Origin of the sequence: Desulfobaculum xiamenense (assembly GCF_011927665.1) — a bacterium.
In the GTDB taxonomy this organism is placed as follows: domain Bacteria; phylum Desulfobacterota; class Desulfovibrionia; order Desulfovibrionales; family Desulfovibrionaceae; genus Desulfobaculum; species Desulfobaculum xiamenense.
Genome location: NZ_JAATJA010000001.1, coordinates 653,629 through 664,847 on the forward strand (window position 1 = coordinate 653,629; position 11,219 = coordinate 664,847).

Genomic DNA, 11,219 nt, shown 5'->3' on the forward strand with positions numbered 1-11,219 from the left:
CATATCGAGGACGACTGAACGATGCCTGACGCCAAACTGGACAGCACTGACATTCGACGCAAGAGCGACAGCGTACTGGACAACCTCATCACCGGACTCAAGGTGCTTGCCGACGAGACCAAGTGGATCGTCCTCAAAGGCCTGCGCGCCGTGGAAATCCGTCAGATGGAAAAGCGGCTCGAAAGCGAGTACGCCGCCATCGGCCGGCACATTCACGACGGCATTGTCCCCGGCGAAGACGGTCGCAAGTCCTCCGGGACCATCCCCCCGGTCGACGACGACCTGCTGCTTTCGCTCAAGCAGATCGAGTTCCTGCGTGAGGAGATCGACTACCTCCGCAACGAACGCACCCGCGTCCGCGAGGCCCTTCTCAAGGCCCGCGTGCAGGATCTCGGTCTCAAGTCCGACGAATAGCGGTCCCTTCGCCACGAACCTCTCAACCAACCAGCAAAGGGTGGCATCATGTCACAGTTAACGGTCGCCATCGGCTCCGATCACGCCGGATTCTCCCTCAAGGAAATCCTGCGCAAGCATCTGGAGGACCGTGGCATCACCGTGCAGGACGTCGGTCCCTTCGACACCTGCAGCGTCGATTATCCCGTCTACGCCAAGAAGCTCTGCAAGTATGTCCTCGAAGAAGGCTGCCCCGGCGTGCTCGTCTGCGGCACCGGCATCGGCATGTCCATGACGGCCAACCACATCCCCGGCATCCGTGCGGCGGTGTGCGCCAATAGCTATCAGGCCCGCATGACCCGTCTGCACAACGACGCGAACGTCCTCTGCCTTGGCGAGCGCGTCACCGGTCCCGGCCTTGCCGCCGAAATTCTCGACATCTTCATCGACACGCAGTTCGAGGGCGGCCGCCACCTGCGCCGCATCGAGCTGATCGAGAACAACGACTAGTCACGAAGCCCGGCCCAGTCCGGACACAAAAAATACCGCCCCTTCGGCGCAGAGGAAAGAACGACCATGATGACCGAGGCGAATCCCGCACTTGATGCCAAGGCCGTGAGCGTGCTCAAGGCTCTGGTCATGGATGCCACCCGCAAGGCCAACTCCGGCCATCCCGGCGGCCCCATGTCTTCCGCTGACATGGCCTACGTGCTGTTCAAAGAATTTCTCCGTTTCGACCCGTCCGATCCCCAGTGGTTCAACCGCGACCGCTTCATCCTGTCCGCAGGGCACGAATCCTCGCTGCTCTACGGCCTGCTGCATTTCTGCGACCTGCTCGAAATCGACGACCTGAAGGCCTTCCGCCAGTTCGGCAGCAAGACCCCCGGCCACCCCGAAATCGAACTCCCCGGCGTGGAAGTGACCACCGGTCCCCTCGGACAGGGCTTCGCCATGGGCGTGGGTGAGGCCGTTGCCGAAGCGCTGCTGCGCAGCAAGCTCGGCGACGAGACCATCGACCACAACACCTTCGTGCTCGCTTCCGACGGCGACCTGCAGGAGCCTGTGGCCCTTGGCGCGGCTTCGCTGGCAGGCCTGTGGGGCCTCGGCAAGCTCGTGGTGCTCTACGACAAGAACGAAATCCAGTTGGCCGGTCCCACCAGCCGCTGCGACTGCGTCGACTACCGCAAGGTCTTCGAAGGCATGTGCTGGCAGGTTCTCGAAGTCGACGGACATGACCACGAAGCCATCCGCACCGCCATCGCCGAGGCGAAGAACGATCCCCGCCCGACCCTGATCATCGGCCATACCGTCATGGCCAAGGGCACCGCCACCCGCGAGGGCGATCATGAGACCCACGGCGCACCGCTGCCGCCCGAGGAAATCGCTGCCACCAAGGCCAAGTGGGGCCTTGATCCCGAGGCCGACTTCCAGGTGCCCGAGGATGTCCTCACCCATTTCCGTTCCCACTTCGGCTTCCTCGAAGCCGAATCCAAGAAGTGGATGCGCAAGCTGGTCACCCGGCGTGAAACCGATTCCGAGTTCGACGAGCTCTGGAACAACGTGACCGGCAGCCGCAGAAGCCTCAAGCTGCGCATGCCCGAATTCGAGGACGGTTCCTCCGTGGCCACCCGCAAGGCCTGGGGTTCCTGCCTGAACGAGATCATGCACCAGCTGCCGTTTTTGGCCGGCGGTTCCGCCGACCTCGACCCCTCCAACCAGACCGCCAAGTTCCGCGAGGCCATGGGCGTCTTCTGCGCCAGCGACCACGGCAAGCGGAACCTGTCCTTCGGCGTGCGTGAATTCCCCATGGGAGCCATCCTGAACGGCATGGCCGCTCACGGCGGCGTCATCCCCTTCGGTGCGACCTTCCTGGTCTTCTCCGACTACGAGCGCAACGCGCTGCGGATGTCCGCCCTGCAGAAGCTCCCCGTCCTGCACGTCTTTACGCATGATTCCTTCTACGTGGGCGAAGATGGCCCCACGCACCAGCCCATCGAGCACGCCAGCTCGCTGCGCCTCATCCCCAACATGCTCGTGTTCCGCCCGGCAGACGCCTACGAAACCCGCGCATGTCTGGAACTGGCTCTCACCCAGACAGAGCGCCCGAGCTGCCTGCTGCTGACCCGTCAGGGTCTCCCCGTGCTCGCGCCGTCCAGCCACCCCTCGGTGGTGGAAGGCCCCGCCCGCGGCGGTTACATCCTTGAGGACTGCGACGGCGAACCCGAAGTGACCATCATGGCCGCCGGTTCCGAGGTTGACCTCGCCCGCCGCACCGCCCGCATGCTCGAAGGCCGCAAGGTGCGCATTGTCAGCATCCCCTCCATGGAACTCTTCGACGAACAGACCCCCGAGTACCGCAACGCAGTGCTCGGCGGCGGCCTGCGCGTCGCCGTGGAAGCAGGCTCCACCGGCCTGTGGTACAAGTACGCCGGGCTCGACGGCATCGTTTACGGCCTCGACCATTTCGGCGCTTCCGCTCCCGCTGGAGAACTTGCAAGGGAATACGGCTTCACCCCCGAGAATCTCACCCGGATCATCACTGAAAAGCTCGCCTAGTTCCGAGCACGGCGCAAGAAAGGAGTGACACTGTGGAAGCCCCCGAACGCAATCTCGCAATGGATCTGGTCCGCATAACGGAAGCTGCGGCACTCGCCTCTGGCCGCTGGCTCGGCAAGGGCAACAAGGAAGCCGGAGATCAGGCTGCCGTTGATGCCATGCGCCTGTCCTTCAACTCCCTGCCCATCGCGGGCACCGTCATCATCGGCGAAGGGGAGAAGGACGAAGCCCCCATGCTCTACAACGGCGAAAAGGTCGGCGCGGGCGGCGGTTTTGCCGTCGACGTCGCGGTTGACCCCGTCGAGGGAACCAACCTCCTCGCCTTCGGCCGTCCCAACGCCATCTCCGTGGTCGGCGTGGCTCCCAAGGGTGCCATGTTCAACCCCGGCCCCAGCTTCTACATGCAGAAGCTCGTCGTGCCCGCCGCCGCGAAGGACGTGGTGCACCTCGACGCCCCGGTGAAGGACAACCTGACCAAGGTTGCCAAGGCGCTCGGCAAGGACGTGGACGACCTCGTCGTCTTCGTGCTGGACAAGCCCCGCCACAAGCAGCTCATTCAGGAAATCCGCGAAACCGGCGCACGCATTCAGCTGCACACCGACGGCGACGTGGCTGGCTCGCTCATGGCCATCAACCCCAATTCCGAGGTTGACATCATGATGGGCACCGGCGGCACCCCCGAGGGCGTGCTCTCCGCCTGCGCCATCCGCGCCATGGGCGGCGAAATGCTCGCCCGCCTCGACCCGCGCTCCAAGAAGGAGGAGCAGGCTCTCATGGATGCCGGCATCGACATCCGAGAGATCTTCACCGTCCGCACGCTGGTCAAGACGGACGACACCTTCTTCGCCGCCACCGGCATCTCCGGTGGCACCTTCCTTAAGGGCGTGACGTACACCGGCAACGGTGCCACCACCCACTCCCTCGTCATGCGCGGCAAGACCGGCTCCATCCGCTACATCGAGGCCGTGCACAGCTGGGACAAGCTGATGCGCTTCTCCTCCGTGAAGTACGACTAAGCCGATCGCACGACCACTCGACGAAACGAAGCCCCCGGACGCAAGTCCGGGGGCTTTTTTCGCATTCGGGGGAACCGTCGTCAGGCGTAGTGCATCATAATCCGCTCCAGCGCCGCGCGGTCCTCCTCGCGTTCGGCCAGCGGCGGACCTTCCAGATGACGGAAGCGGCTCTCGAAGGTTGGCCTGTCTGTACGATACAGCACGCCGATCGGAATCCTCTCGCCGAACTCCCACGCCCGCGCCATGGCCGCCGTCCGGTCGGTGGGATCATGCTCCGGCGGCAATTCGTAGCACCGTTCGCGATACCATGCTTGCGTATTGACCTTGTTGAAGGAAACGCAAGGCTGAAGAACATCCACAAGGGCGAATCCCTCGTGATTCATGGCCTGCCGGATGAGATCGGCCAGATGCGCCTGCATGCCGGAAAATCCCCGCGCCACGAACCCGGCGTTCATGGCCACGGCCACAGCCACCGGGTTGAACGCCTCGGAGGCCACGCCCCACGGCTGGGCCTTGGTTACCTGCTCGCTCATGGTGGTCGGGCTGGCCTGGCCCTTGGTAAGCCCGTATATCTGATTGTCGTGCACGATGACGGTGAGGTCCATGTTACGCCTGATGGCCGCGAGGAAATGGTTGCCGCCCTCGCCATAGGTGCAGCCGTCGCCACTGGTGACGAGAATCTTCAGGCGGCGATTGGCCAGCCGCGCGCCTTGCGCCACGGGAAGCGCCCGCCCGTGCAGACCGTTGAAGAAATTCACCCGCATGTAGTGCGGCAGCTTTGCCGCCTGCCCGATACCCGAGACCACCAGCGCCTCGTTCGGCGCTATGCCCTCCTCGGCCAGCGCCTGCTTCACGGCCGCGATGATGCCGAAGTTGCCGCATCCGGGACACCACGAGGTCTTATACGTTCCGAAGTCGTCTGCGGTTACCATGTCAGCCCTCCTCCGGTGACGAGCACACCCGCGCATCGAGCCTGTCCACGATATACCGGGCCGTGAGCGGTAGCCCGTCGTGCCGCAGCACAAGGTAGCTAAAACCAAACCCCGTCTCCCGCCTGAGGAGCGCCGCGAACTGCCCCGTGGCGTTGCTCTCCACGCACACGACCTCCCGCGCGCTGTCGAACTCCCCAAGAAAGGCGTCCGCGCGAAGCGGCCAGACCTGCGTGAAATGGACCACGCCCGTACGCACGCCGTGCCCGCGCATGACCGACGCTGCCTCGCGCACCGCATCGCCGCTCGAACCCCAGCACACCAGCAGCAGATCGGGCGATTCGTCGCCGCTCACTTGCGGTGGCAAAGCGTCTCGCCACAGGCCAAGTCCCTTGCGCAGGCGCTTCTCGTTCTGCGTCACGCGAATGTCCGGGTCCTCCGTGATGTGCCCATCCGGCCGATGCTCGTGCGAATCCGCCACCACCACATGCGGGCCAAACCCCGGCAGCAGCCGTGGCGAAACGCCGCTTTCCGTCTCGGCGTAACGCTCGTAGTCATCACCCACCTCGGCGTGCGTTGCCGGGCGGCTCACCGGTGGCAGGGCATCGAGATCGAAGGCGTCCACGGCACACAGGCTGTCGGCCAGATGCTGATCCGTAAGGATGATGACCGGACTCTGGTGCAGCTCGGCCTGATCAATGGCCCGATGGGCGAGGTGGAAACAGTCCTCGACGCTTCCCGGCGCGAGCACGGCTCGCGGGAATTCGCCATGCCCCGCGTGGAGCACGAGATTCAGGTCTGCCTGCTCGGTGTGCGTGGGCAGGCCCGTCGCCGGTCCGGGGCGCTGTGCCACGGCGCAGACGATGGGCGTCTCGGCCACGGCGGCAAGGCTCAAGCCTTCGGTCATAAGCGCGAAACCGCCGCCCGAGGTCGGCACGATGGCCCGCGCCCCGGCATAGGACGCGCCAAGGGCCATGTTGATGGCTGCTATCTCGTCCTCGGCCTGCTCCACGACCACGCCAAGCTCCGCGCCATGACTGATAAGCGCTTGCGCGATGGAAGTGCCCGGCGTCATGGGATAGAAGGAACAGAAGTTCGCCCCCGCCGCCATGGCTCCCAGCGCGAGGGCGTCGTTGCCGTTCATCAGCAGACGCCCCGTCCGAGGTTCCGCCTCCGGTAGCGCGGCAAAGGGCACATTTCGCGAATACGCCCACTCGTAGGCCTTTGCGAGCACGGCGTGATTGCGGGCGACGACGGTCTCCCCCTTGCGGGCGAAGGTTTCGGACAGAAGCGTCTCGAACACGTCCTGCCCGAGGCCCAGCAGCGCCCCGACGACGCCAAGCCCAGCGACATTGCGCAAAATCGCCTCCGGAGCCAATTCCGCCAGCGGCAACGAAAGGCTGGGGGCCTCCTTTGCGTCCAGTTCGGCATCCAACAGGAGCAGCCCGCCCTTGCGCAGAGCATGGGCATTGAGATCCACGGCCTCCTGATTCAGCGCCACCAGCAGATCCATTTCCTCGTCAGGCCCGCCGACGGGCGCCGTCCCCGCGCGAATGGCGAAGGTATTATGTCCGCCACGGATGCGCGACATGTACACCTGCGACACGGCCACATTGTATCCGGCCCGCATCAGTGCCTTGGCCAGCAGACGGCCCACCGTTGCCAACCCCTGCCCTGCCGCTCCACCGATGACGACATTCACCCCGCGTTCGGACATGTCCCCTCCCGACGGTCTTCCGCCGACGAATCAGTCCACGAGAAACCCGTCCGCATCAGCGGTCATCACCCAGCCGTGCGGATCGGTGAAATAGTACTGAAGATCGGTGATGAGCAGGATCACCTCCTGCCCCTCGGCAATAAGCTGCTCCAGAAAGCGCCGCTCCGCGTCGCTCCCCGCATCCTCGAACTGCCCACCGTGGTAGCCGACGATGGCCTGTTCCATCTCCAGCGCCATGCCAAGGGCGTCGAGTTCGCGCTCCAGCGGCGGACGCGGCGGCTCATGGCGGACGGCCAGCCTGCGGAACACGATGCGCAGGGGGATGCCCTCCTCGACCGGCGGCTTCACGGCGTTCCATGATTCATGACGCACGGTGAGCCGCACCGCCCGCAGCCGCCACATCTGGAGCAGTTTCTCCCGCCGTAGCATGGACAGCATGGCCGCGCCCAACGCATCCGAGCACGCCCCGGCGGCGCGTGCATAGAATTCCGCGCTTTTGCCAGCCATTTCCTCCGAACGCGTCAGCACCTCGAACAGATCATCCATGACATCCTCCCGGCCAGTCGGTGCGAACCACATCCGCTACTGCGCGGCGGTCGGCGGGGTGAACACGCGCATGCCAAGCTCGCGATCCAGCATGAACAGCCCGCCGCCGTCCTTGCCCACCAGCCGTAGCTTGTTCAACGCATCGCTTACGCTGTCCTCCTCCTCGACCTGCTCCGAAATGAACCATTGCAGGAAGATACCGCAGGCGTGGTCCTTCTCCTTCTGCGCCACATCCATGAGATCGTTGATGCGCCGGGTAACCTGCTGCTCGTGCTTGAGGGTCTCCTCGAACACCTCTTCGGGATGCTTCCACGTCGCGGGCGGCGCGTCGATGACCGCCAGCTTCACCCGTCCCCCGCGCTCAAGGACATAGTCGTGGAACTTCATGGCGTGGAACAGTTCCTCCTGCGCCTGGATGCGCATCCAGTTCGCGAATCCCGGCAGGCCCTTCGTGGCGAAATAGCCCGACATGGAAAGGTAGAGATAGCTCGAATACAGTTCCCACTTGATCTGTTCGCTCAAGGCCTTTTCCATCGTCCCGCTCAACATGGTGATGCTCCTTCGCGACGGCATCCGCCGCTCGAATCATTGATGTTTCCCGGCATGCAGGGCAGCCGCCCGTGCATGTGCCCTCCATATCTGCGCATGCAACGCATGATCTATCAATTCGGCCACATCGCATTGACAGGCTCTGCGGGGCTTGCCCAAATCACGCGAATGGGGCAAAAGAGTATCCGGAAACGAGACGGCACCATCCTTCTCCCTTCACGAACTACGACCGGAGGATATTCATTGATGCACACCCCTTCCGTCTTCAACCGTTCCCCCCGTCAGGCGGAAACGAAAATGACCTGCAAGACCTGCCACGGTTCCCTTCGGGTCATCCGTTCCTGCCGAGAAGTCTTCATGTTCTGCGACAAGTGCGGCGGCCGCTTTCCCCTTGGAGAGTACACGGAATTCTTCGATCAGATCGAGGAGTTCATGAACAACGTGCCCTGCGACCGAATCTGACACGCTCCACTTTCCCCTCCGGGGGCTCCTTTCCCGTCATCACAGGTTTCCATCAGGCTACTCGCGCCGTGCGTGCGCGGCGGGCACTTTTCGTTCAAGGGTATACCAATTCGCGAAACGTGGAAACCGGGATGCATCAAAACTCGTTCTCATCCTAAAGAATTCCGGGCATCAACCGATATGGCTGGCATGACGACCTTTCGAATCGTCCCCAGCGGCACCATTTCGGAGAATGCCTCATGAACAGACACGCACTCATCACCGCGGCCGTCCTGGCCCTTGCCGTCGCCCCCATCGCCCGGGCCGACGAGCAACCGGCCACGCCCGGCGAACATATGATCGCCGCCCAGAACGAGGCCCCTGCCCTCGATCCCGGCAGCGGCGTCACCTCGAAATACGGCGGTTCCATCCATCTGGACGGCACGCGGCACAGCCTGCGCAATCAGGGGCAGGTTCATCCCGGCGTGCTGGTCCACGACGGCGACAAGGGCTACATATGGCTCCACTCGGACCAGCCCATGCCCGCGCCGGACGAACACGCCGCAGCGGCGGAAGAACTGCGGCTCAAGGTCCGCGAGCTCGCCGCGCAACTCCTCGCCCCCGGCACAGACCTCGGCGGCGCGGTAACCATGCCCGTCTCCTTCGTCGATCAGGACGATTTCGACCATTCGTCCTCCTTCGGCCGCTTCATCGCGGAACAGATGTTCAACGACCTGACGCGGCAAGGCATCGGCGTGCGCGAATACCGCGCCCTGCCCGCCGTGGCCACCCGCCCGCAGGACGGCGAATTCGCCCTCACGCGGGACATGGAACGCGCCGTACCGCAGCTTGCCTCCGGACTCGTGCTGGCGGGCACCTACTATTTCGACAAGCACAGCGTCTTCGTGAACGCCCGGCTGTTCCGGCCCTCGGATCAGATGGTGGTCCGCACCGCGTCGGTAGCCTTCCCGCAGACGCCGCTCACCCGTAGCATGCTGGCCAAGGGCGCGGCCCTGCGCCTGCGCACGGCCGAGGTGGAACTCAAATCCTACGATGAGATGAAGGACAAGACCACGCTCGGCTACATGCTTGAGCAGGAGGACCTGCACTAGTGCCCCGGAGGTCGATAATGACGACGAAATCCCGCATCGCCGCGCTTGCGCTGACGGCCCTGCTCGCCGGGTGCTCGGCGGGCGGCGTCAGCCCGCTGGTCGATGTATCGCGGGCGGACGCCCTGCCCTATCACGAGCTTGCCCTGCACAATCTCACCCTCGGGCGGGAGTATCAGGTGCAGGGGCGCTTCGAACTGGCTCGGCAGACCTTCCTGCAAGGCCTCGCCACCGCGCAGAACGACGACATGCGCGCCGTTCTGTCGCAGGAGATCGAAAACACGGACCGGCTCATCCGCACCAAACGGTAGGATTCACAGCATGACAGGAAAGATCATCACAACGCTCGCCCTTCTGGTCCTCGTACCCTTCTGCGCCATCGCGGGGGGAGTGCCGGACATGGCGGACAGCATCGCCGCGAGCCTCGACGCGCAACTCGTTGAACGGCTGGGGCTCGACGAAGGCCCCGCGCGCGGAACCACGCTCATCGTGACCACGCCCGCCAGCCTCGACGATCTCGAACAAAGTTCTCCACTCGCGCGGCTGCTCGGCGAAGAAATGGCGGGCTGGTTCGTCCGGTCCGGCTACAGCGTGCAGGACGTCCGCAAGGGCAAGAACATCCTGCTCAAGCCCGGACGCGGCGAGCTGCTCCTCACGCGGGACGTGCAATTGGCGGACAACCGCTTCGTGAAGAGCGCCGTGCTCCTCACCGGCACCTACACGCAGACCAGCCGCAATGTGCGCTTCAACATCCGCCTGATCCACGCGCCCTCGAACGAGGTGTTGGCAATGGCCAGCGCCACCCTGCCTCTTACCTCCGAGGTGACGGAACTCCTCGACGAAAAATCCCGCGACGAGATGACGCGCATCCGTCCCTCCGTGCGCACAGGCATCCTGCGCAGCGCCAACTCCATGCCGTGGCAGCGCCCAACGCCCCTCATTCCACCTGGACCGGTGGCGCAGGGACCTGACACCATCGATCTCACGCAATAACAAGGCGTTGCGAACAACGCATTTTTCGCGTACCAAGCCCTTCCCGACTCTTTCGTCGGGAAGGGCTTTTTCTTTTCCAACACCGATATACCGGGGCAGGCGGACCATGCTCTATTTCCTGGACATCTTCGGTACACTGATATTCGCCATATCCGGCGCATTCAAAGCATCACGCCGCGAGTTAGACATCCTCGGCGCGCTGGTTCTCGCCACGGCTACGGGCGTCGGCGGCGGCATCATCCGCGACATGGTCCTCGGGGCCACACCGCCCGCCGCATTCCACGATGAATCCTACCTTTTCGTCTGCCTCGCAGGCGGCGTCACCGTCATTTTCATCGCCCCCCGCATCGCTCGCCGCTGGAACATGGTCATGGCGGCGGACGCCCTCGGCCTCGGCGTATTCTCGGCCATTGGCGCAGCAAAGGCCGCCGCGTACGGTCTTGGCCCCATGGGCACCATCATGATGGCCGCGCTGACCGCCGTGGGCGGCGGCGTCATCCGCGACGTGCTTGTCTGCGAAGTGCCCGCCGTCATCCGCACGGATTTCTACGCCACGGCGGCCATCCTCGGCGGCGCGACCTTCGTGGCCCTGCACGCATGTGGCGTCGGCCAGTCGTGGCTACTTTTCGCGACCACCATCACCGCCACGGGCCTGCGACTTCTCGCCATGCGCTTTCACCTGCGCCTGCCCAAGGTCCGACGGCTGGACGAATCGGCAATCCCAAACGAACGGGATTGACCGCCGACAAGCGGCAACAAAATTCCGACACAGCAACGCGAAACGGGCGGGGAATCCACTTCCCCGCCCGTTTCGCGTATGCGGTCCGACAACGACCGCGTGCGTCCGCGTCCACTCGCACGGCTACAAAACCGTGCCATCTCGCCCCGCTACCACATAGACACCGCCTACAGACCTCACCAAAGGCACAGGACTGCGTGGCAAACCGAAACGATGCTCCGAACATTGCCG

The 11,219-nt window shown here is 64.2% G+C and carries 13 protein-coding genes; 9 read left to right on the forward strand and 4 right to left on the reverse strand.

The window, feature by feature from the left end; genetic code table 11:
* Positions 1-21: 21 nt before the first annotated feature.
* The 4 genes from GGQ74_RS02950 to glpX all read left to right on the forward strand — a co-directional run bounded on the left by GGQ74_RS02950 (position 22) and on the right by glpX (position 3,965).
* Positions 22-414, forward strand: a complete 393-nt coding sequence (locus GGQ74_RS02950; protein ID WP_167940039.1) for a hypothetical protein — start codon at positions 22-24, stop codon at positions 412-414.
* A 48-nt stretch (positions 415-462) separates the two neighbouring features.
* Positions 463-903 carry a ribose 5-phosphate isomerase B gene (gene rpiB / locus GGQ74_RS02955; protein ID WP_167940040.1) on the forward strand — a complete coding sequence of 147 codons (441 nt, stop codon included), beginning with the start codon at positions 463-465 and terminating at the stop codon, positions 901-903.
* Positions 904-969: 66 nt separating this feature from the next.
* Positions 970-2,949 (forward strand): transketolase, encoded by a 1,980-nt coding sequence (gene tkt / locus GGQ74_RS02960; protein ID WP_425338076.1) that lies wholly within the window; start codon positions 970-972, stop codon positions 2,947-2,949.
* 32 nt (positions 2,950-2,981) lie between these two features.
* Entirely contained in the window at positions 2,982-3,965 is a 984-nt protein-coding gene (gene glpX / locus GGQ74_RS02965; RefSeq protein WP_167940041.1) for a class II fructose-bisphosphatase, read from the forward strand.
* Between the two features lie 80 nt (positions 3,966-4,045).
* On the opposite strand, the gene GGQ74_RS02970 is transcribed toward glpX, so the two are convergent.
* The 4 genes from GGQ74_RS02970 to GGQ74_RS02985 are packed head-to-tail and all read right to left on the reverse strand — an operon-like array spanning position 4,046 to position 7,706.
* Positions 4,046-4,897, reverse strand: coding sequence for a thiamine pyrophosphate-dependent enzyme (locus GGQ74_RS02970; RefSeq protein ID WP_167940042.1), 852 nt, complete (start codon positions 4,895-4,897; stop codon positions 4,046-4,048).
* Between the two features lies 1 nt (position 4,898).
* Positions 4,899-6,611, reverse strand: coding sequence for a 2-oxoacid:acceptor oxidoreductase subunit alpha (locus GGQ74_RS02975; RefSeq protein WP_167940043.1), 1,713 nt, complete (start codon positions 6,609-6,611; stop codon positions 4,899-4,901).
* 30 nt (positions 6,612-6,641) lie between these two features.
* Positions 6,642-7,157 carry a hypothetical protein gene (locus tag GGQ74_RS02980; protein WP_167940044.1) on the reverse strand — a complete coding sequence of 172 codons (516 nt, stop codon included), beginning with the start codon at positions 7,155-7,157 and terminating at the stop codon, positions 6,642-6,644.
* Between the two features lie 36 nt (positions 7,158-7,193).
* Complete coding sequence (locus tag GGQ74_RS02985; protein WP_167940045.1) at positions 7,194-7,706, reverse strand: ferritin; 513 nt, start codon at positions 7,704-7,706, stop codon at positions 7,194-7,196.
* Positions 7,707-7,952: 246 nt separating this feature from the next.
* Here GGQ74_RS02985 and GGQ74_RS02990 point away from each other — a divergent pair, with 246 nt between their 5' ends.
* The 5 genes from GGQ74_RS02990 to GGQ74_RS03010 all read left to right on the forward strand — a co-directional run bounded on the left by GGQ74_RS02990 (position 7,953) and on the right by GGQ74_RS03010 (position 10,988).
* A complete protein-coding gene (locus GGQ74_RS02990) occupies positions 7,953-8,168 on the forward strand; it encodes a dual CXXC motif small (seleno)protein (protein WP_167940046.1) in 216 nt (71 codons plus the stop codon).
* 239 nt (positions 8,169-8,407) lie between these two features.
* Positions 8,408-9,259: a FlgO family outer membrane protein gene (locus GGQ74_RS02995; protein ID WP_167940047.1), complete on the forward strand. Its 852-nt coding sequence runs from the start codon at positions 8,408-8,410 to the stop codon at positions 9,257-9,259.
* 17 nt (positions 9,260-9,276) lie between these two features.
* Complete coding sequence (locus GGQ74_RS03000) at positions 9,277-9,567, forward strand: hypothetical protein (RefSeq protein WP_167940048.1); 291 nt, start codon at positions 9,277-9,279, stop codon at positions 9,565-9,567.
* Between the two features lie 10 nt (positions 9,568-9,577).
* On the forward strand, positions 9,578-10,249 hold the full coding sequence (locus GGQ74_RS03005) for a FlgO family outer membrane protein (RefSeq protein WP_167940049.1): 672 nt from the start codon (positions 9,578-9,580) through the stop codon (positions 10,247-10,249).
* Between the two features lie 106 nt (positions 10,250-10,355).
* Complete coding sequence (locus GGQ74_RS03010; RefSeq protein ID WP_167940050.1) at positions 10,356-10,988, forward strand: trimeric intracellular cation channel family protein; 633 nt, start codon at positions 10,356-10,358, stop codon at positions 10,986-10,988.
* Positions 10,989-11,219 lie beyond the last annotated feature (231 nt).

What these genes read in the sequence shown, in the direction of transcription:
- tkt (WP_425338076.1), top strand. Translation starts at nt 970, where the DNA reads ATGATGACCGAGGCGAATCCCGCACTTGATGCCAAGGCCGTGAGCGTG.
- GGQ74_RS02970 (WP_167940042.1), bottom strand. Translation starts at nt 4,897, where the DNA reads ATGGTAACCGCAGACGACTTCGGAACGTATAAGACCTCGTGGTGTCCC.
- GGQ74_RS02980 (WP_167940044.1), bottom strand. Translation starts at nt 7,157, where the DNA reads ATGGATGATCTGTTCGAGGTGCTGACGCGTTCGGAGGAAATGGCTGGC.
- GGQ74_RS02990 (WP_167940046.1), top strand. Translation starts at nt 7,953, where the DNA reads ATGCACACCCCTTCCGTCTTCAACCGTTCCCCCCGTCAGGCGGAAACG.
- GGQ74_RS02985 (WP_167940045.1), bottom strand. Translation starts at nt 7,706, where the DNA reads ATGTTGAGCGGGACGATGGAAAAGGCCTTGAGCGAACAGATCAAGTGG.
- GGQ74_RS02975 (WP_167940043.1), bottom strand. Translation starts at nt 6,611, where the DNA reads ATGTCCGAACGCGGGGTGAATGTCGTCATCGGTGGAGCGGCAGGGCAG.
- rpiB (WP_167940040.1), top strand. Translation starts at nt 463, where the DNA reads ATGTCACAGTTAACGGTCGCCATCGGCTCCGATCACGCCGGATTCTCC.
- GGQ74_RS03000 (WP_167940048.1), top strand. Translation starts at nt 9,277, where the DNA reads ATGACGACGAAATCCCGCATCGCCGCGCTTGCGCTGACGGCCCTGCTC.
- GGQ74_RS03005 (WP_167940049.1), top strand. Translation starts at nt 9,578, where the DNA reads ATGACAGGAAAGATCATCACAACGCTCGCCCTTCTGGTCCTCGTACCC.
- GGQ74_RS02950 (WP_167940039.1), top strand. Translation starts at nt 22, where the DNA reads ATGCCTGACGCCAAACTGGACAGCACTGACATTCGACGCAAGAGCGAC.
- GGQ74_RS02995 (WP_167940047.1), top strand. Translation starts at nt 8,408, where the DNA reads ATGAACAGACACGCACTCATCACCGCGGCCGTCCTGGCCCTTGCCGTC.
- GGQ74_RS03010 (WP_167940050.1), top strand. Translation starts at nt 10,356, where the DNA reads ATGCTCTATTTCCTGGACATCTTCGGTACACTGATATTCGCCATATCC.